The 20,578-nt window shown below is 59.0% G+C and carries 19 protein-coding genes; 3 read left to right on the forward strand and 16 right to left on the reverse strand.

Annotated features, from left to right (window positions below; translation table 11 throughout):
• Positions 1-4 precede the first annotated feature (4 nt).
• From CBW65_RS02060 to CBW65_RS02075, 4 genes are all read right to left on the reverse strand, one after another.
• Entirely contained in the window at positions 5-370 is a 366-nt protein-coding gene (locus tag CBW65_RS02060; protein WP_087455368.1) for a MazG-like family protein, read from the reverse strand.
• A gap of 3 nt (positions 371-373) precedes the next feature.
• On the reverse strand, positions 374-2,290 hold the full coding sequence (locus CBW65_RS02065) for a RecQ family ATP-dependent DNA helicase (protein ID WP_087455369.1): 1,917 nt from the start codon (positions 2,288-2,290) through the stop codon (positions 374-376).
• Entirely contained in the window at positions 2,283-3,140 is an 858-nt protein-coding gene (locus CBW65_RS02070; RefSeq protein WP_087455370.1) for a hypothetical protein, read from the reverse strand. Before CBW65_RS02070 ends, CBW65_RS02065 begins: the two co-directional genes overlap by 8 nt.
• Positions 3,141-3,243: 103 nt before the next feature.
• A complete protein-coding gene (locus CBW65_RS02075) occupies positions 3,244-4,131 on the reverse strand; it encodes a 5'-3' exonuclease (protein WP_198299730.1) in 888 nt (295 codons plus the stop codon).
• Between the two features lie 164 nt (positions 4,132-4,295).
• Between CBW65_RS02075 and CBW65_RS02080 the strand changes: the two genes are divergently transcribed.
• From CBW65_RS02080 to CBW65_RS02090, 3 genes are all read left to right on the forward strand, one after another.
• On the forward strand, positions 4,296-4,811 hold the full coding sequence (locus tag CBW65_RS02080) for an RNA polymerase sigma factor (protein WP_087455372.1): 516 nt from the start codon (positions 4,296-4,298) through the stop codon (positions 4,809-4,811).
• A gap of 101 nt (positions 4,812-4,912) precedes the next feature.
• Positions 4,913-6,325: a hypothetical protein gene (locus CBW65_RS02085; protein ID WP_157721721.1), complete on the forward strand. Its 1,413-nt coding sequence runs from the start codon at positions 4,913-4,915 to the stop codon at positions 6,323-6,325.
• A 118-nt stretch (positions 6,326-6,443) separates the two neighbouring features.
• A complete protein-coding gene (locus tag CBW65_RS02090; RefSeq protein ID WP_087455374.1) occupies positions 6,444-7,820 on the forward strand; it encodes a hypothetical protein in 1,377 nt (458 codons plus the stop codon).
• 49 nt (positions 7,821-7,869) lie between these two features.
• Here the strand turns inward: CBW65_RS02090 and CBW65_RS02095 are convergent, their stop codons facing one another.
• The 12 genes from CBW65_RS02095 to CBW65_RS02150 all read right to left on the reverse strand — a co-directional run bounded on the left by CBW65_RS02095 (position 7,870) and on the right by CBW65_RS02150 (position 20,565).
• Entirely contained in the window at positions 7,870-8,691 is an 822-nt protein-coding gene (locus tag CBW65_RS02095; protein ID WP_087455375.1) for an enoyl-CoA hydratase-related protein, read from the reverse strand.
• A 10-nt stretch (positions 8,692-8,701) separates the two neighbouring features.
• Positions 8,702-9,592, reverse strand: a complete 891-nt coding sequence (locus tag CBW65_RS02100) for a nitroreductase family protein (protein WP_087455376.1) — start codon at positions 9,590-9,592, stop codon at positions 8,702-8,704.
• A gap of 57 nt (positions 9,593-9,649) precedes the next feature.
• Positions 9,650-12,382 (reverse strand): ABC transporter permease, encoded by a 2,733-nt coding sequence (locus CBW65_RS02105; RefSeq protein WP_087455377.1) that lies wholly within the window; start codon positions 12,380-12,382, stop codon positions 9,650-9,652.
• On the reverse strand, positions 12,379-13,080 hold the full coding sequence (locus CBW65_RS02110) for an ABC transporter ATP-binding protein (protein ID WP_087455378.1): 702 nt from the start codon (positions 13,078-13,080) through the stop codon (positions 12,379-12,381). Before CBW65_RS02110 ends, CBW65_RS02105 begins: the two co-directional genes overlap by 4 nt.
• A gap of 73 nt (positions 13,081-13,153) precedes the next feature.
• Positions 13,154-14,167: a sensor histidine kinase gene (locus CBW65_RS02115; protein WP_087455379.1), complete on the reverse strand. Its 1,014-nt coding sequence runs from the start codon at positions 14,165-14,167 to the stop codon at positions 13,154-13,156.
• Positions 14,164-14,871, reverse strand: a complete 708-nt coding sequence (locus CBW65_RS02120) for a response regulator transcription factor (RefSeq protein ID WP_087455380.1) — start codon at positions 14,869-14,871, stop codon at positions 14,164-14,166. Before CBW65_RS02120 ends, CBW65_RS02115 begins: the two co-directional genes overlap by 4 nt.
• Positions 14,872-14,908: 37 nt before the next feature.
• Complete coding sequence (locus CBW65_RS02125; protein ID WP_087455381.1) at positions 14,909-15,517, reverse strand: LysE/ArgO family amino acid transporter; 609 nt, start codon at positions 15,515-15,517, stop codon at positions 14,909-14,911.
• An 84-nt stretch (positions 15,518-15,601) separates the two neighbouring features.
• On the reverse strand, positions 15,602-16,669 hold the full coding sequence (locus CBW65_RS02130) for an HD-GYP domain-containing protein (RefSeq protein ID WP_087455382.1): 1,068 nt from the start codon (positions 16,667-16,669) through the stop codon (positions 15,602-15,604).
• A 78-nt stretch (positions 16,670-16,747) separates the two neighbouring features.
• Positions 16,748-17,518 carry an SDR family NAD(P)-dependent oxidoreductase gene (locus tag CBW65_RS02135; RefSeq protein ID WP_087455383.1) on the reverse strand — a complete coding sequence of 257 codons (771 nt, stop codon included), beginning with the start codon at positions 17,516-17,518 and terminating at the stop codon, positions 16,748-16,750.
• A 115-nt stretch (positions 17,519-17,633) separates the two neighbouring features.
• Positions 17,634-18,989 carry a lamin tail domain-containing protein gene (locus CBW65_RS02140; RefSeq protein ID WP_087455384.1) on the reverse strand — a complete coding sequence of 452 codons (1,356 nt, stop codon included), beginning with the start codon at positions 18,987-18,989 and terminating at the stop codon, positions 17,634-17,636.
• A gap of 37 nt (positions 18,990-19,026) precedes the next feature.
• Positions 19,027-19,854: a motility-associated ABC transporter substrate-binding family protein gene (locus CBW65_RS02145; protein ID WP_087455385.1), complete on the reverse strand. Its 828-nt coding sequence runs from the start codon at positions 19,852-19,854 to the stop codon at positions 19,027-19,029.
• Positions 19,855-20,013: 159 nt separating this feature from the next.
• A complete protein-coding gene (locus CBW65_RS02150) occupies positions 20,014-20,565 on the reverse strand; it encodes a hypothetical protein (protein ID WP_087455386.1) in 552 nt (183 codons plus the stop codon).
• Between the last annotated feature and the right edge of the window lie 13 nt (positions 20,566-20,578).

Here is a 20,578-nt window from a genome sequence, read left to right on the forward strand (position 1 = left end):
CAAACTAATCCACACGACGCACAACGTCTGCTGGAAACCGTACCTCATTTTTCTCCTGTTTAGCTTGAACCGCCTCGGCCAGATCAATACCCAGCGAACGGCAAAAGCTTAGCATGAAGATCATCACATCGGCCACTTCCATGCGGATCTCATCCATTTTTTCCGGGCCGAGCTTCTCCGGCGTGTAGTCTTCGCGGTCGCCCCATTGGAAATGCTCCATGATCTCCGCCGCTTCAATGGCGATCGACATTGCCAAATTCTTTGGCGTGCGTTCGCGATGCCAATTGCGGGCCACCATGAAGTCTTCCACATACTGATTCAGTTCGCCAACGGTCGTCGCCTGATCCGAAAACTTTTTATCCACAGCCATTGTCTAATACCCCTCTCCCCAGGTCGCCAGCATCTGGCGAGCTTGTCTGATGTTATAATCTTTCTCCTCACGCCGCAAAAGGGCTGCCACCGCAGGCACACAGCGGCGGTCTCCGATCTTCTCCAGCGCCTTTAACGCATACTGCCGCACCTGTGGATTGCTGTCCTGCAGCATCGGCAAGAGATAAGGCGCAGCTTGCGGCGCACCGATCTTCCCGATTGCCGAACACGCCATCCGGCGCGTCGTTACCGATGGGGACTGGAGCAGTTCATACAGTCTCGGCAGCTCGTCCAAGTTTTTCTGCTGCCCAACGCGGTACGCCTCTTCCCCTTCGGTCATCGACAGGGAAATGCGTGCGGCCATTCGCGGGTCGAGCACATCTTCCGGCAGCAAATCATCCAAGATCCGCTGCCAGTCCAACGCTCCAAGCGTGGCGTCGATCAGTGTCGGGTTGAGCTTCAGCTCGGCATTGCACACATCGCAGCAGATGTCTGGACGCACACGCAGGTGCTCGCCGAAATAGCTCAAGATCCCTTCGCGATGGCACACTGGCGCACGGAGCAGCTCGACCATGCGGTTCAGCTTGCCGAAGCGGCGCAGTTTCAGGCGTTCAATGGCATGCATCACATCGAGACGGCGGCTGCGAATCCGCTCCAGATCGACGCGGGCGATCACTGTGTCGCCCGTGAAGTCGATCATCTCCAAGCCGCCGATGTTCTCCCAGTGGTGGACGAGCAGGGACAGCTTGTCATCGTCCAGTCCCGGCCAGCGCAGCATTTCACGCCATGAGCCGCGGAACAGGCCGTCTTCGCCGATCCCGGCGTGGAACATGTGGCAGGCCGTGTCAAATTCACGCTCGGTCGGAAACTCCCGCTTCATAAAGAAATGGTGAATCGCCCGGTCCTGCTCGTTGTAGATCGTCATGCATAGCGACGGCTTGCCATCACGCCCGGCACGGCCTGCTTCCTGATAGTAGCCCTCCACCGAAGACGGCACATGCAAATGCAGCACGAAACGGATGTCCGGCTTGTCGATGCCCATGCCAAATGCATTGGTCGCCACGACGATGCGAATCCGCCCCTGCATGAACCCGTCCAGCACCTGCTTGCGTTCCTCCGGATACAGCCCGGCATGGTAAAAAGCGACCGGGTCGTCAGGCAACGCCCGCTGCAAGAAGCGCGCCACTTCTTCACACTCGTTGCGCGATGAGCTGTAGATGATCCCGGCGCCGCGCTGTTTCCGCAAAAACGCCAACGCCTCGCGGTATTTGTCCTCCCGCGTCGCTTCGCATTGGAAGATAAACGTGATGTTCGGGCGGTCGAAACCGGTCACGAACTGCTGGCAGTTCTGCATCCGCAGGTGGATCAGGATGTCCTCCTGCACCTCGCGTGTTGCCGTCGCGGTGAGTGCGAGCACCGGCACGTTGCCGAGCTTTTCCCGCACGACGCCGATCTGCAGGTAGTCGGTGCGGAAGTCGTGGCCCCATTCTGAGATGCAGTGCGCTTCGTCGACGACAAGCAGGGAGATCGGAATGTCGTGGAGCAGCTTTAAGAACTCCTGGCTGCGCAGGCGTTCCGGGGCGACATAGACGATTTTATACCCGCCGACGCGCATGCCTTCCATGCGGTTGCGCACTTCGGAAGGGGGCAGGGAGGAGTTGATGAAGGTCGCTTCGAGCATCCCGCGGCGGTGCATCTGGTCGACCTGATCCTGCATCAGCGCGATCAACGGCGAGATGACCAGCGTCACACCGGGCAAAATCATCGCTGGCAGCTGATAGCAGAGCGATTTGCCCGCGCCGGTCGTCATGATCCCCAGCACGTCTTCCCCGTCCATCAGCGCCTCGATGATCTCCCGCTGCGCCCCGCGAAAGTCTTCAAAGCCAAACAGTTTCTGCAACGTTTCCTGCAAATCAACCATCTGCCTGCTCCTCCTCTCCGCCCATTTCCAATGTCATCCGTGCGCTAACCAGCGCGACAGCAACCCGTTCTGATTCTGAAAAAAGCGACTCGACCTGCTCCGACGCAGCCACGCCGAACCGATGGAATGCCTGCCGGATACGCAGTTCTAACGAAGCCGCCACATAGTTTCGCAAGTCAAAATCAGCCTCTGCGCCGGCCGATTGCAGCAATGCTTCAACAGCTTCGGCAGAAAGTGCGCTCAGCAAAGCTTCCTTATCAGGCAGCACGGCAAGCGGTGCTGCTTCTACGGAACGGCCATCTTCGGACGAAACCAAAGTCTTCTGACGCACAACAGCAAGCGACGATCCATCTACAGAACGATCAGCTTCAGACGCATCGCCAGAATCCATCTGCTGGCCTGCACGACCTCTTGCGCCTGCGCCCGCCTGTCCCTTCAAAAACGCCAACAGCGGAGTCCACTCCGATACCAGTTCACCAAGCCTAGTGTACGCTTCACCTTCCCATGCGGCGATCTGGCCGACAGCCACACCAAGACTCACCGCCAGGCGCTCCGCCGTGTAACCGCGCCGCTCAGCGCCGGGCAGCACACACAACAGTGCAGTCGCCAGCTGCGGTTCCATGCCGCCGAGCAGTTCCATCAGCTCGGCGCGCAGTTGCAGCCCCAACTCTTTGCGCCGCTCCCACAGCGGACCGCCTGCGAACTGCTCCAGCCACGACGCGACCAGCCCTGCATGCATCGACTCACTCTGGCGTTCGCTGGCACCGCGCCGAGTTGTTTCCTGCTCCACCGCCTCCGCCAACAACTGCAAAGCCGAAGACGCAACGCTTGCAAATTCCAGTTCACTCATCCGTTCATCACCTCTGCCTTCCACCTTACCATTACTCGCACTCAATAGAAAAGACCATCAAGCAACTTCCTTGATGGTCTTTTGCGAAATGTTGTCCAGACCTCTACCCGACCTGCACCAGACGCTCCAGATTCGCCACGAAGCGGTTCAGATCCAGCTCTTTCAGCTTTTCCTTCGCCGTCTCCATCTTGAAGGACAGTTGGCAGTCTTCCACACTGTGCACCATCGGCACGTCGGTGACGATCGTCGCCAGCTTCTTGCTGAGCAGGGCGATCTCCTGATGCTCTTCGATCTTCTCCTTCATCTTGCCTTTCAGCAGATGGCGGTTCTCGATCAGGTTCTCCACCGTGCCATACTCCAGCAGCAGCTTCTTCGCCGTTTTCTCACCGATGCCCGGCACGCCTGGGATGTTGTCGCTGGTGTCGCCCATCAGGCCTTTCAGGTCGATGATCTGCGACGCCGTCAGTCCCCACGACTCAAACAAGGAAGCCGGCGTGTACATCTCCATCTCGGTGATGCCTTTTTTCATGATCGCCACGGTGATGCCGCTTCGCACCAACTGCATCGCATCGCGGTCCCCGGTCAGCACCAGCACTTTGTGCCCGGCGTCGGCCGCCTGATGGGCCAAGGTGCCGATGATGTCGTCCGCTTCGTACTTCTCATCGAAATGCTGCGGCACACCTAGCGCCGCCAAGACTTCCTTCATCGTTTCAAACTGCGGGTGCAGCTCGTCCGGCAATTCGCCGCGCGTGCCTTTATACTGCGGGTACAGCTCGCGGCGGAACGTATCGCGCGACACGTCCCACGCCACAAACAGGTGGGTCGGCTGCATCTTCTCCACCGCGCTGAGCATCATGTTCAGAAAACCAAAGACGCCGTTCGTATATACACCGCTCTTCGAACGCATGATACGCCCGGAAAACGCCGAAGCAAAATAAGCCCGTACCAGCATCGAGCTGCCATCCACGATCAAAAAGTTCGAGTTTTTCAAAGTGATTCCCTCCGCTCTCTTATTCCACTTCATTATAGCACAGACGGCACCCAATCAACTTTTTTACAAATATTGATCCGGCTTGTAACCGCTCCCTGCTCCCCTGCGTCAGATGGTATGCTACGATCAAGTACGACGCATTTGATAGAAAGGGGGCCCGCCCCATGGATGAAATCGTAAAACGCGCACTTCACGACGCCAACGCGATGTCCGACCTGCTCGATGAGCTGGAACCTTTTGTGTTCAAAGTCTCTTATTCGCTCACCCGCCATCAGCAGGACGCCGAAGACCTCGCTCAGGATGTCCTCTATAAAATCTGTACCAAATTATCGAAATTCCGCGGCGACTCCTCGCTGCAAACATGGGTCTACAGCCTGATCATGAACGGTTATCGCGATGCCTTGCGCAAGAAGAAGATCCGCCAGACCGAACCCTTGCCCGACCAGACGCCGGTCTCCTCGTTCGAAACGGCTGCCGACGCGCGCCTGATGCTTGAAGAAGCGTTAAAAGGGCTGCCGGAGACAGACCGCAATATCTTGATCCTCCGCTTCCAAAATGACCTCTCCGTGCGCGAAGTCGCCGAGATCATGAACTTGTCCGAATCGAATGTCAAAACGCGGGTCTTCCGCATCAAAGACCGGCTGAGAAGCTTATTCCTGCAGGGAGGTGAAGTGCTGTGAAATGCGAAGACGTGCAAAAATCGATCTGGTCCTCCTTGCTCACACCTGACGACAGCGCCCACATCCATACTTGCAAGGCCTGCCAAGGAGAACATGCCCTGATGGAAAAAATCGTCCGTGACCTGTCCAACATCGACTCGCCCCAGCCGTCCAAATCGCTCAAGCCGAGCCGTGACGTGATTGAAAAAGCGGTGCGCAACAACAAACGCCTGCCCTTCATTCGCTGGACTTCAATCGCAGCCAGCCTGGCGGTGGTGATCACCGCAGGAACCCTGTTCGCCCAGCAATTCGGCACCTCCCCGAACGAGCTGACCCCGGCAACGCCAACGCAACCGGCGCCTCAAGAGCCGGTGACGCCGTCGGACCAGGAGCCTGTCGAGAAAGACACACCTGTCGCGAACGATCTGAACGTGGAATTTCAGCTTGAGTTCAAACCGAGCGCCGAGAATGCTGAGCTGGTCGAGGCGCTGCAAAGCTACATTCGAGCCAAAGCCGACCCGACCCTCGCCAACCGCTTTACCATCGTCAACATGGAGCTCGCCCCCGAGTCTGGCATCGACAACCGCATCGTCGCCTATGTCAGCATGGAGAGCAGCCACACGAGCGGCCAGACGAGCAGCAACTTGCCGTTCCCGACCGGATCTTCTTACGAAGTGATTCAGTTCGCGCGTCAAAACGACGGCACGATGGCTGTCGACACGTTTGCAGAACATTACCGGAGCGATGACGCCGTGCAGACGGTCGATTACTGGGCGCAAAGCCTGCGCGACCGCAATGCCGTGCTGCAATGGGCGATCTTGCCCCCCGAGCGGCAGAGCGAGATCTTCAACGAATACAAAGCGGCAAACTGGACGCTGGCCGCGCAAAACGAATTTGGCAAAGAGGTCAAGAGCTGGGACGTTCTCGGCAAGGACCCGAAGGTTCCGGATGCCATGCCCGAATATGAAGTGCAGCTCTGGTTCGACGACGCCAAGACGGACGGCGAAGTGGCCCGCGTGCAGTTGGTGCAGGTCGGCGGCTTCTGGCGCGTGAACAGCTTTGTGACCAGCTTCCCGTCCCCGAACGACAAGCCGTCGGCGTCAGGTCGCCGTGAAGAAGGCGTCGTGTTTAGTTCCTCGACCGCTAAAGTCGGGGACAAGGTCGGCACGATGACGCTGAAAGACCTGCAGGTGACCGATAACGCACAGCTCTACGCCGTGCTGGCCGCCTTCAGCGGCCGCGTGACGGTCACCGGCAGTTTCCAGGTCATGCATCCGGAAGAGGAGGGGGCAGGCGGTCGCATCTACTTCCTGCCCGACCGCGAGTCGGCCAAACAGTTCCCGCTGCTCGCCCGCGACATTCGCGGCGGCCTGCAACTGCAGTTCCGCAATGAAGAGGAAGCCTCCCGCTTCTTGGGCGAACCGGGCGCAACCGGCGTCGCCACGATTGAAGTGGAAGACTACACGATTCAGTACATGCCCAAAGACGTGTGGGATCAAGTGACTCTGGTCAAGGTGATCTCCGTCAAACAATAACTTCTGCGCCAGGCGGTGTGACATCGCCTGGTTTTCTTTTCGCTACTTTTTATATATACAGTTATAAAAAGTATGTGTTATAATTTGGATACTACTTTCCAGATCAAGGAGTGATCTTATGTATCAAGCAGTGCGTTACGAAGAGCAGTTGGAGACCTTTTTGGCAAAAATCGAAGCGGGCAGCGCCGATGACGCCGGGCGGTTGATCGCAGAACTGCAGGCGGATGGGCTGAGTGACAATGGGATTTACCTGCTGTTTGCGCTCGCTTCGGCGCGCTGGATCGACCATCACGGCCCGTGGATCGGGCATGGCACATTGAACATGGGGCCGATGATTCACGCGTCCGCCCTGATGGATGAGCGGCACAAGCGGCTGGCGATGATCCAGGCGGCGCTGTATGTGTTTGACCTGTTCCATGCGCCCAACTACGGCCCATACATCCAGCCGCAGATGAAAGGCGTGCAGCGTGCGACGGCGGAGGAAACGCTGCGTGATCTGCTGAAAAACTTTGAGGACGGGACGTATCAGAATCTGTCGGAGAATCTGTTTGTCGGCTTGTATCGCCAGACGGGCGGGGATGTGCGGGATGTCATTTTGCGCATGGGCATTCAGGAGTATGGGCGCAACGAGCACAAGCTGCTGATCGCGCTGCGGACGCTGGATTTGCTGGCGGTGGATGATTTTGCCCAATACGGCGAGACCCTGCTGCGTCCGGCTGTGCAGTATCTGGCGTCGCTGCCGAAGAACTCCGTCTACTGGGATCGCGTGCAGGCTGCGATTTCTACGCATGGTCTGGCTGATCATCCGATGAAGTGGGAAGGTGAAGTCGATGCGGCGTATGTGGAAGTGTTTGCCGCGCAGCTGATCGAGGCGGAGCACGGCACCGAGCCTGACCTGTTTGGGGCGCAATTGGCAGCCGGGGTGAACCTGCCGACGCTGTATGAGGCGCTGGCGATTGCGTCTTCGCAGATTCTGCTGCGGAGCGGTTCGTATGATGAGCATATCGTGACCGGCATTCACTGCCTGCTGAACATCCTGCGCGACGAAACGGTGCCTGCCGAGCTGAAGCGTCCGGCGCTGCTGATCTCCTTGGAAAGCTCCCGTACGCGCAGCTTTAAAGGCGACCGTGAAGCCTGGCTTCCGCGGCCGGCAGTTGCGGCGGTGCAAGGGCAGTCTGCAAGCGACATGCTCGATGCGATCCTCGCCAGCATCCACCGCGATGCGACCGGGCTCGAAGCGGCGTCGCTGACCGGAGCTTATCTGCAGCAAGGTTTCGACCTCGATGCATTGACCCAGACCCTGATGCACGAAAGCTTGAAAGTGGGCGGCCCCTTCCGTGCCCTGCATATCACCAAAATGATCTGGGGCATCTGGCTCGAAACCAAGCATTCCACCCACCCTTCCCGCTGGCATCACCTCGCCGCCGCGTCCGCCGCCATCGCCCGCGCCTACAACCAGCGCGAGCATGCGCAGCGCGCTCTGCTGCAGTGGTAGAAACGCAAAAAGACTTCCCATCATCCGATGGGAAGTCTTTTCTATGTTCTTATTTTCCTTTAAAAACACCTTGCCGCTTTTCAAACATTGCCTGCATCGCTTCCTGATAATCTTCCGTCTCGGTCACAATCGCCATATGCGATGACACAAGATCCAGCGCGGTGCGCAGGTCGGCCGTAGCGCTCTGGTACGCCGCCCGCTTGATCAATTGCACGGCAACCGGCGGCTGAGCGGCGATTTTGCGGGCGAGCTTGTAGGTCGCTTCCATCAACTGCTCTGCCGGAACGACACGGTTGACCAGCCCGATGCGCAGCGCTTCCTCCGCATCGATCAAGTCCCCGGTCAGCAGCAGTTCCAGCGCCTTGGGCATCCCGACCAGACGCGGCAGGAAATACGCCCCGCCGTCGCCTGGCACGATGCCAAGCTTCACATACGCCTCGGCAAAACGTGCCGTATCGGCCGCCACGCGCATGTCGCACATCAGCGCCATGTCACAGCCTGCCCCAATCGCATCGCCGTTCACCGCCGCGATCACCGGCTTGTCGACCTGCTCGAGTGTCAGCGGCACGCGCTGGATCAGCTTCCAGAGCGAATTTTTCCGCGCCAGTCCCGTGCTGTGCGTATCCTGCTCCGACTCGCCCGGCTCCAAAAAGCCCCGCCCTTCGCGCATCGCCTTCACATCGCCGCCCGCACAAAACGCCTTGCCGTTCGCCGTCAGCACCACCACGCGAATGTCCTCGCGGTCGCGGCACTCCTCCAGCGCTTTCACCCACGCTTCGATCATCGGGATCGAAAACGCATTCCGAGCCTCGGGACGATTCAGCACGATCGTCGCCACGCCTTCCTTTACTTCAAACAGCAAATGCTCCACACAAAACACCTCACTCCAGCTCGTTCTGTACATTCTCCGGCACAAAATAGATCGCCAGCGGATTGCCCATTTCCTCCTCGGGAATCCACCGCCCTTCGATCCCCAGCGCCCGCGTCGTCGCTTTCAGATGCAGCATCGCGATCCCGCAGCACAAGCGGCTCGAGTTCGGCGCGCCCGGATAAACCGGCTTCTTGTCTTTATACTCCTCCACACTGGACAGCGAAATGCGCCCGTCCTTGTGGTAAAACACATGCCACGGCTGCTTGTTATACGATGACGGCGCGACCTGCACCGCTTCCAGCCCGCGGTCAAACCAACGCGGTGGCACGACATCTTCCAGATAGGAGATCTTCCCCAGCGGTTTGCGCGCCCCGCGCTTTGTCCCGAACTTAAACAAGCCCTCATACAACGAGCTCATCCCGTCCTTCTTCGCAAAGCCGACCGGAGACACGGCCAGCACCCGCTCGCCTTTTTCCAGACCGATCATACTCGCCGCCGTTTCCGGTCGGAAAAACCCGCCGATCCAGCACGTGTCAAATCCAAGCCGGGTCGCGTACAGCACACACTGCTCGCCCATATACCCGGCCGCCTCATAAAAATACGGATCGTCCACATTGGCGATCATGCAAATCATCGCCGGCGCGTTCTGCACCGCGCCGTAACTGCCGAGAAAGCCTTTGAAAATCTTCGACGTCACATCGGTGCCTTCCAGCAGCACCACCCGCGTCCGGACGCCCGGATACGGCTCCCAGCCGTTTTGCAAAAACTGCAAGAGCTGCTCCCGCTCCGCCTTGGGCAGCGGTTCTCCTGTATACGACCGCACCGAATGCCGGTGTTCGATCGCCTCATATAGTTGAATCGCGGTCTCCCGCGTCATTTGTCCTGTCATTGTGCCTGCCATCTCCTGCTGACTCCTCTCGTGACTTACCCCCTTCCCCTAGCATATCACAAAAAATCCCTAGCCCAAATATTTCGTCGCTTCTGCCGGCGGCAATCGAAACGCCTGCCAGGCCGGAAGCATCGTCCCGATCAAAGCGATGACCAGCGTGCCGCCCACATACAAACCCAGCTTGGCATACGGGAACAGGAGCGTCACCTGCTCGCCTTCCATAAACAGCTCGATCATCATCGCGCCAACATAGCTGCCGATCCCCGATCCGATCAGGATGCCCAGCACGCCGATCAGTGCGCCTTCGACCATGATGCTCCAATAGATCAGCCCCGGCCGCACCCCGATCGCCCGCAGCATCCCGATCTGCTGACGCCGCTCGCGAATCACCCGCATCATGATGATCGTCAAGCCCCCGATCCCGATCAAAGCGGCGAGCAGGGAGAAGCCTTCAAAGATCGTAAACAGCATCCGTGAGAAGGAACTGTTCAGACTAAGCTCTTCCTGCACCATGCGCAGCGGATAGATGCCTTGCAGCGTCAAAGCTTTTTCAATCCCTTTGACAGTCTCCACACCTGCGTTCTCGTTTTGCAGGCGGATCAGCAATTCACTGGCGATTTTCTTCGGATCAGACGTTACATGCACCACTTCGCTTTGCTTGAGAAACACGCCTGATGAAGCCAAAAAAGATGCGCTGTCCACGTCATACGCCGCCACGCCGATGATCCGCTTCGGAATCTTCACCCACTGTCGGGCCTGCTCCGAAACGATCATCACGCCCGGATCGTTCGCCACCGCCAGCCATGCCTCCCGGTCGCTCGCATACGCCGGGTCGCGCTCTTTCAGCTTCAGCGTGGTCTGCCCGGCAAACACCGCGTCAATCCCGTTGATGTTCGGGTACTCTTTCCGCTCAAATCCCGGATCGTTTTCCCCATACAACGCCACTTGCCACACCGCCGCGACAGACTCCACGCTGCTTGACTCCACATGCGGCGATTCCATCAGCGCTTGCTTCGCCTGCTCCGTCGTCAATTGCTTCCCTTCGACGTCGGCCACCAGGTCATAGCCGCCGGTGAGCTGACGAGCATTGCGTTCCCCAAACTGCGACACCAGCGTTTCGCTGAACACCCCGGACATCGAGGTCAGGAAAAACACCAGAGCAAACATCAGCACCAAAAGTGTCGTCCGCCGCTTCTGCAGCATCGGATAGCGCAGCGCCATGCGCAGCACCGCCACCAGCCGCCCAAAAGGAGCGAGCGTCTGATCCAGCCCCTCCGACAGCGGTTTGAAAAAGGCGGTCAGCAACAGGGCGCTCGCAATCGTCAGCCCAAACCCAATCGCAAACAGCCAGAGCGGAAACGTCCCGGAAAACGTTTCGCGCAGCCCTGTACGAAACGAATCGGTCAGCGTCAGCAAAAACAGCCCTGCCGTCAGCACCGCCGTGACCATCCGAACCGCCGTGCGCGGCAAGGACAGCTTGCCTCTGCCAATCCTTGCGCTATGCTGTTCTCCGGCCGCATACAGCGCCTCGACAATCGTGATGTCTGCCGCCTGTTTTGACACCCGCCACGAGCAGAGCAGAATCAACAGCGCCCCGATTGCACCGCCTTGTACCAACGGCTTCAGCCCGATGAGCAGTTGATACTCCACCTGCAGCCCGTCTAACTGTGCAGACGCGCTGGTAAACAGGTCGCCAATCGACAGCATCATCCCATAGGCCAGCCCAATTCCAACGACGATGCCGAGCGCGCCGGAGAGCAGCGCATAATACGCGCCTTCCAGCCGCAGCAGCCCGCTAAGATCTGCGCGTGTCATGCCCAGCGCCCGCAGCACGCCAAGCTCTTGTCTGCGCTCTTCGGCGATCATTTTGAAGATGTTGATGATCAGCATCATCCCAATCGCAATCGCGTTCCACGAAGCGATGGTGAAGATCGGCAACAGCTTCATCGTCCGATCAAGACTCCGCTCCGCCTCGCCGCGCACCGCCGTGTCCTGCAAGCCGATGCCGGTGCCATACAACACGGGTGCCGTACTACCGATCCGCCCCGAGCCAAACAGGTAAGTCTGGTAGGAGAGCAAGATGTTGGTGTAAGACCCGTCCGGCGCCCCAGCCAGTTTTCTTGCCGTGTCCAGCCCCGCCAGCGCGGTGCCCTCGCCCTGTCCGACGCCGCGATACCCGGTCAGCCCCTGCTCCGGCACCACCGCTTTCACGGTGAACGAAGCATCCCCGCTCATCACCTTGCCGCCAGCGGAAACTTCCAGCCGTTTAGCCACAGGTGCGGACAGCACGATCTCATCCGCTCCGATCTCCGGCACACCTTCCATCGCTGACTCATCAAACGCCCGCGCCTGTTCGTGATCGAAGCCATAGAGGTAAATCCCCGGCTGCATCACCAGCGTCGCGCCCGCTGCATCGGTGGTGTGCAGTTCGGTGATCCGCCCTGCCGTCGGCAGCAGGCCCGTCACGTCCCCCACTTGCCCTTGCTCCACCAATTTGCGCAGGTCGGCCACCACCTGTTCGTTCACAAAACCAGACCCGGCGTGCGCATCATACCCGATGCGGCCAAACTGGCGCTCCAGCATGCCATCTCCGCTTTGCTCCATCGAATACTGAAACAAAAGCGCCGACGTGATCAACGCCGTCCCGATCATCGCGCCAAGCACGGTCAGTGCTGTCGTCGTCTTGTGCAGTGCGAGATTGCGCCACGCCATCCGCCGGAGATGCGGGGCTCGCCTAGCGGTCTGGAACAGTTTTCTAAACATCCAGAGCACAGGCACAGCCAGCAAAAGGGTCACGATCATCTCGGCTCCCCCTTCCCCCGCTTCGTCACACGCTCCTGCACGATCTGGCCGCTGTCTATGTAGATCACGCGGTGTGCGCGCTCCGCCACTTCCGGGTTGTGCGTGACGATGACAAACGAGATCCCGTCCACCCGGTTCAAATGGTCAAACAGATCGAGCACCAACTCGGTCGTCACCCGGTCCAGCGCCCCGGTCGGCTCATCGGCCCAGATCACTTTTGGCCCGTTGACGATCGCCCTCGCCAACGCCACGCGCTGGTGTTGGCCGCCGGACAGTTCACTAGGACGATGGTGCTCCCGCTCCTGCAGGCCGACGCGGGTCAGCGCTTCCTCCGCCCGCTTCCGTGCGGTACTCGCCGGCACGCCTTGGGTCAGCAGCGGCAGTTCCACATTTTCCACCGCCGACAACACGGGGATCAGGTTGTACGTCTGAAACACAAATCCCATCCGCTCCGCCCGGTACCGGTCGCGCTGCACCTCGCGCATCGCCTGCACATCGTGCCCTTCGATCCGCACCGTTCCTGCTGTCACAGTGTCGATGCCCGACATGCAGTTGAGCAGCGTCGTCTTGCCACACCCGGACGGCCCCATCACCGCGATCATCTCGCCCGGCGCCACCGTCAGCGACACCTCGCGCAACGCTTCGACCTGCGTTTCACCTTTGCCGTACACTTTCCAGAGCTTTTGCACTTCAATCATCACCCTGCACCTCCTTTCCTTCCACAGTAGCAAAGAGGTTTGCACATCGTTTCAGGAAGATATCAAGAAGTTGTCAAGACGCCGGAAAAAGCGGCAGGGTCAGCGTAAACGTCGTCCCTTCGCCCAGCTCGCTTTTCACGATCAGCGACCCGCCGTGCGCCACGGCAAACTCCTTCGCGATGGCTAAGCCCAGCCCCATGCCGCCGGACTGGCGGCTGCGCGAACCTTCCACGCGGTAAAAGCGCTCGAACAAATACGGCAAATTCTCCGGCGGTATCCCCGGCCCGTTGTCGCGGACGGCGACGTGCAGTTTCCCTTGCCCGCGGCGCACGCGCACATCGACCCGCCCGCCCTCCGGCGTATAGCGGATCGCGTTGCCGATCAGATTGATCAGCACCTGCTTAATCCGTGCCCGGTCGCAGTACACCTCTTCCTGCGCATACCCGCTCACATCGAGCGTCGTCCCTTTCAGCTCCGCCTCCAGTTCCAGCACGCCGGTGATCTCCTGCAGCAGCTCCACAAACGGCACCCACGTCCGCTGCAGCGGCAGCGCCCCCGCCTTGGCCAGCGACAACTGCTGCAAGTCCTGCACCAGCCGCGTCAGCCGCGCCGTCTCATCGAGCATCGGCAAAAGCTGCTCGGTTGCCAACTCGACTTTTCCTTCCAGCATCGACTCCAGCTGTCCGCGCAAAATGGCAAGCGGCGTGCGCAGCTCATGCGCCACATCGGCGACCAACTGATCCCGCGAGTGCGAGCCGCGCGACAGTTCCAGCTCCATACTGCTTAACAGTTCCGCCACCGGCGCCAGTTCGGCCAGCCCGTCCGCTTTCCAGCCGTCTCGGACCTCCTGCGCGGCACGCTTCCCTTCCGCTTGCTCCGCCAGCGCTTCCACCGGGCACGCGCTCCACAGCGCCAACAGATACACGCCTGTGATGCCAAACATCCACAAGACCAAGACCAGCACAAACAGCAGATCCTTCCCGCCGTTCGCCGCTTGTCCTGCACCATAACCCAGCCAGACCGCCGCCAGCACGCCTGCCGTAAACAGCGCACCGTACGCCTGCATCAACTTCTTCCGGAGCCTCATGTCAGCTCCCCAAACTTATAGCCCACGCCAAAAACGGTCACGATCAGCTCCGGCTGGCCCGGGTCGCGCTCGACTTTCTTGCGCAGGTTGGAGATGTGCGTGTCGATCGACCGCTCATACCCGGCATACTCTTCGCCTAGGGCGATCTCCAACAGCTGCAAGCGGCTGTACACCCGCCCCGGCGCAGACGCCAGCGTGACGAGCAGCTTAAACTCGGTCGGCGTCAGCGTCACCGGCAGACCATCCAGCAGCGCCGCATGCCTGGCCAGATCGACCGTCAGCCGCCCGCGCACCAACTGCTCTTTGTTTTCCGGTACAGCAACCGCTTCGCCTTGCGCTTTCTGCAGCCGCCGCAGCACGACGCGAATTCTCGCGGCCAGCTCGCGCATCGAAAACGGCTTGGTGATATAGTCATCCGCGCCAAGCTCCAGCCCCAGCAGCTTGTCCAACTCCTCCGTCTTCGCCGTCAAAAAGATCACCGGCACCTCCGAAAATTCGCGCAGCTTGCGGCAGACGTCCAACCCGCTCATCCCCGGCATCATCCAGTCGAGCAGCACCAGATCGACTGCCGACCGGCGCAGTTCGGCCAGCGCCTCCGCTCCGTCGCTCGCTTCCAAGACGGCATAGCCTTCCTGCTCCAGATAATTGCGCACGATCCCGCGCAATGTCTCTTCATCATCAACGACTAAAATCGTTCCGGACATCCCGCTCACCTCCTTCGATCAAACTTTAGAGCAAACGTTAGAGCAAACTAATGCCCAAATACACCGCGCTGACCAGCATGATCACCGCCGACACGCGGCTCAGCACCGGCAGCAGTCTCGGGTTGATCTTGCCAACCACGCGCCCCGCCATCGCCAATCCGGCAAACCACAGCCAGGAGACCAGCACGCACGACACGGTAAACCACACCTTCTCCGCCCCGTCATACTGCAGCGAACTGGTGCCGATCACGCCGATCGTGTCGAGGATCGCATGCGGATTCAACAGCGACACCGACGCCGCAAACACGATCTGCTTCTGCCATGTCATCGCCGCCCCGCTTTGCCCGTCCTCGGCGACCGCCGCCTTGTCTGCCCCGCGCCACGTCATCCAAGCCATGTACAGCAGGAACAAGATCCCGACAACCAGCAGCACATACCGCACCATATCGATCTGCAGCACCAGCACCGAAACGCCAAGCACCGCCAGCAAGATCAAAATCGCATCGCAAAAGGCTGCCATCGCCACCGCAGGCAGCGCCCGCAGATAGCTCTTTTGCACCGCCCCTTGCGTAAAAATAAACACATTTTGCACCCCAAGCGGCAAAATCAGCCCAAGCGCCAACAAAAAACCATGCCAAAATGCCAACCTGCATCCGCTCCCTTCCCAGCAAAAAAGCCACCATACCGGTGGCCTTTCCAACTGCTTCCATCGTATTCCATACGTAGGCAATTATTCCTGCAATACCTTTTTAATAAAAACGGTCGTCTCCTGCGCCAAATCGACTTCTTTGACGTTGTGGGATTCCCATTCGCCGTCCTCTTTCGTAAACACGCGGACGACAGGGCGCGTCGGCAGCCCTTTGTGCTGGCCGACGACGACGCCGACCTGGCCGGTGTCGAGACGCACCGACATTCCGGTTGGGAACACCGCCACGGCGCGCAGGAACTGAATCACCACTTCACGGTCAAATTTCTTCCCGGCGAGGCTCATCAGCAATTCGGTCGCTTCGTGCGGCAACATCGGCATGCGGTCTTCATCGCCGGAGATCAGCTTGTCATACTCGTTGGCGACAGCGACGATCTTCGCAAACTGATGAATCTCGTCGTCCTTCAGACCGCGCGGATAGCCCGTCCCGTCCAGACTCTCGTGATGCTGCAGCGCACAGTGCGCCGCCACGATCGAGATGTCATTTTTCTTGCGCAGGCGCTTATAGCCCCGCCATGTGTGCTTCTCATCTTGTGACAAGCCATTGGGCAGGTCCGCTTCTTCCGATTTCTTCACCGACTCCGGCGCTTCGACCTTGCCGATGTCGTGAAACAGTGCGCCGATCGCTAAATCGGCCAGCTGATTGCGGTTGAAGCGCATGTTGATGCCGACGACCAGCGACAGGATGCAGACGTTGAGCGAATGCACAAACAAACGATTGTCCACCGTGCGAATGTCGCTCAAGTTGACGAGGACATTTTTGTTCTTGATCAGTTCGTCGATGATTCCGCTGGTGGTCTGCGACATCACTTTCGTATCGAATTCTTTGCCGCCCTGAATGCATTGCACGGCAACGGCCAGATTGCCGAGCGCCTCGCGCCTCGTCTCTTCCGACACGACCTCTTCGACCACGACATCCTGGAAACGCTTATCCTGTATGTACATCATCGTCACGCCGAGGCGGCGCAAGGTGCTGAGCATTCCCACCGTCAGCTGCACGTCTTTATTCAAAAGCGGACGTCCGTCAGCTGTGTAGATCGATCTTGCGAGCACGTTGCCGGGCTGCACCATATCAATCGGCACATGGCGCATAAGAGTCTCCCCTTTTTACGTTCCTAAATCATCTTCATAATACGACAAAATTCTACTATTCTTAATTTACCACAAACCTTAGCGTCGTGCTACCTTGCCTGCACCCGCCTGATCGGTCGGTTTGACGATGATCGCGTCGATGTTCACGTGCTTCGGACGAGTCGCCGCAAACACCACGCAGTCGGCGATGTCTTCGGCCACCAACGGGGTCAGACCGGCGTAGACCGCATCCGCTTTCTCCTGATCGCCGAGGCGCACCACCGAGAAGCCGGTGTTGACGAGGCCCGGGTCGACGGTCGTCACGCGCACCGGTTGGCCGAGCAGTTCTTGGCGCAAAGCATCGGTGATCGCGCGCACCGCAAATTTCGTCGCGCAGTACACCGCGCCGCCTGCATACGCTTCACGCCCGGCGATCGAGCCGAGGTTGATCACATGGCCGTTGCCGCCTTTGATCATATGCGGAACGGTCTCGCGGGTCATCAGCAGCAGGCCTTTGACGTTGGTGTCGATCATCTGATCCCAGTTCTCCGCATCTTCTTCCTCGATCACCGGCGTCACGCCTTTCGCGAGGCCCGCGTTGTTCAGCAGAACGTCGATGCGGCCGAACTTCTCCGCCACGGCCGAGACAAATGCTTTCACGTCCGCTTCCTTACGCACATCCAGTTCCATCATAAACGGCTTCACACCGCTCTCCGCTTCGATCGCCTGCGCCACATCGGCGAGCTTCTCCGTGTTGCGTGCGCCCAGCGCCACTTGAAAACCTTCCCGTGCCAGCGCAATCGCGCTCGCCGCTCCGATCCCGTTCGACGCCCCGGTGATGACCGCTACCTGATCTTTGAATCTGCTCATGTTCTGATTCTCTCCTTTGCTTCTATCCCTCTCTATGATGACCAATTCGCGTCGAAAACTGTGATTCCTTTTCCTAAAAAAAGAACCCCTGCACCAAGCAGGGGCTCCTCAATTTTTACAGGTCTTTCGCCAGCCACTTCACAGTGTTCACCGCGAGCTTAGCGTGGCCATATTGCGGCCAGGAGTTGTAGTTGGCTACCGAAGTCAGACCGGAGCCGTCGTTGAACGGCGAGGAGTCGCCGATCGCCGAGACGCGGCCGCCGGACGGCACTTGCGATGCCACCACGTACGGGCCTGCCGCCGTGTTGGTCAGGTAGACGAGGCCTTGCGCATACGCGGAGTTGGTGATCGTAAACGTCGCGCCGTTCCATGCCGCCACGCCCGATACGCCGGAGGTGATCGCGTGCGGGCGCACGTCGGTCATCGGCTCTTGCGTGATGTCATTTTCGTTGACGCGGAAGCCAAACGATTTGCCGATCCACTCGTTGGTCGAGCTGTACTGGCCTTGCAGATAGCCATTGAAGATCTCCACCGAATCCCAGCCGTCGTTGTTGCGGTCGGAGATGATGTGGTCAGAGATGATATACAGGCCTTTGCCTTTGTTCAAAACAAAGTCGTTGATCGCCGTCTTCTCCGACGAGGAGAAGTTGGTGTTCGGCTCCGGCAGCACCAGCACGTCCACGCCGGTCAGCACGGTCGACGTGATCGACGAAGTGTTTTCGCGCACGGTGTAGCCCGCATTGCGCAGCGCCGTGGCAAAATCGGAGTAGGCGCCGTTGATCACCCAGTCTGCATTGCCGCAGGTGTTGCAGTGCGCGTTGTCAAACAGCACAACTTTGTCGGTCGTGGTCGGCGGAGGCGTCGTGCCGCCACCGTCGCCGCCGCCCGTGTCGCCGTCGGTGCTGATCGAGTTTTTCGCTTTCGGGGTGCCGCCAAGCACCGTCGATTGGCCCCAAGTCGCTTGCGACGTCGAAGTGCCGTCTGCCGATTTTCGCTCCAGCGAGTAGCCGTTGCCATTGCCGCCCCAAGCGGAGGTGAATTCGAAGCCGTCGATCTTGTCTGCAGAAGACCATTTGCCGTCATGGTTGCTGTCGCGCACCAGGTGCACGCCGTCGCCGGAGTTGGACAGCGCCGGACCGCTTGTCGTCCATTTCAGAGTTGCTGCAGAGGTGGAAGCGCCGATCGTCAAATACCCGCCCGCCGGGATCGTGGTGCCGGACGGAATCCAGTATTCGCCTTCCCCGGTGTCGTAGCCTTCGTTGTCGGAAAGCAGGAGCCCGGAGACGTCGATCGCGGAAGACGTCGGGTTGAACAGCTCAACCCATTCGCCGCCGCTGGTCTGGTTCCACATCACTTCATTGATTACGATGTTGCTCGCGGCATTTGCCGTGTTGCTGCCGATCGGAAGTGCTGCCGACGTGACCAGAACGGTTGCCAGCATGGTTGCGCTAAAGACTTTATTCATTTTCATGTTAGAGTGCCTCCCAGAATGTTGGTGTGTGGAGCTCTTACAGGTCTTTCGCCAGCCACTTCACGGTGTTTACCGCGAGCTTGGAGATGCTGTATTGCGGCCAGGAGTTGTAGCTGGCCACCGAAGTATAACCAGACCCGTCGTTGTACGGCGAGGAGTCGCCGATCGCCGAGACGCGGCCGCCGGACGGCAGCTGCGAAGCGACAACGTACGGAGAGGTGTTGTTAGTCAAGTAAGCGACGCCTTTTGCGGAGGTGGAGTTCGTGATGGTAAAGGTTGCGCCGTTCCAAGCTGCGATCGAAGTGACGCCGGTGGTGATCGCGTGTGTGCGAATGTCGGTGATCGGCTCTTGCGTCACATCAACTTCTTTCACGCGGAAGCCAAATTTCGCGCCGACCCATTCGGTGGTCGACGAGTAGTTGCCCAAGGTATAGCCATTGAAGATCTCAACCGAGTCCCAGCCATCGCTGTTGCGGTCGGAGTTGGCATGGTCTGCAATCACGTAGAGACCTTTGCCGCTGGACAGCACAAAATTGTTGATCGCCGTTTTTTCAGTGGATGTGAAGTTCGTGTTGGGCTCCGGCAGAATCAGTACGTCCACGCCGGTCAGGATCGTGGAAGTGATCGGGCTTTTGTTCTCCACGACGTTGTAACCCGCGCTGCGCAGCGCCTGCGCAAAGTCGGAGTACGCGCCGTTGATCACCCAGTCTGCGTTGCCGCAGGTGTTGCAGTGCGAGTTGTCAAACATGACAGTCTTGCCCGCCGCCTGTGCTGTGTTCGGCTGCGCAGTTTCTACGCCGGTGAACAGAGTCAGTGCAAGTGCAGCAGCAGTTGCGGTGATCAGGAAAGAACGATTCAGTTTCATTTAGGAACAGCCTCCATCTACGGTAAAGGTTTTCGAACCAAGATTTATTATATATCAGGTTCGGTGAAATATCATTAAGAAATTATTGACGTAATTTATATAAACAGGAGGTCAGACATCTGACCGGGTCGTTAAATACAGAATAAAAAAAGAACCCGCCTATCGCGAGTTCCCCACGTCTTCAATCGTTTCCAAAGAGGTGATAAAGTGCTCCAAGAGCGGCACGACGTCCTCGATGTTGTCTTCATCGATCTTGCCTTTAAAATACAACGTGATGCGGTACATCCCGTCGGGCGTTTCTTCCCGCTTGCGCTGCTCCGGGTTGGGTTCGAACGGCGACAGGCGCTCATGCACCACGTCGGCCACCTCACCCCACACCGCTTGAAAATGCTCATCGAGCGCCGGACTTTGCGGCACCATCCGCTCCGGCAGTTCGAACGATAAGGTCAACAGCGAGCCCGGCACTTCATCGGCCAGCCGCATGCGTCTCAGTTCCGAGGCAAAATCGACCAAGGTGGAGGACAGTTCCATTTTCGCCACACAGGTCGCGTTTTCCGGCTTCTCCACCTGCATCACAAAGGAGCGCGACATCGTGGCGAGGTTGACCAGATCGTCGCGCCCTGTGATCAGGATGCGTCCGGCGCGGTCGAGGTCGTACAGCGCCCCTTCAAAGACCACTTTCAAATTATCGTAAATCGTGGGATCGAACACCTTGCCGTCCCCT

The organism is Tumebacillus avium, assembly GCF_002162355.1.
Taxonomy (GTDB): domain Bacteria; phylum Bacillota; class Bacilli; order Tumebacillales; family Tumebacillaceae; genus Tumebacillus_A; species Tumebacillus_A avium.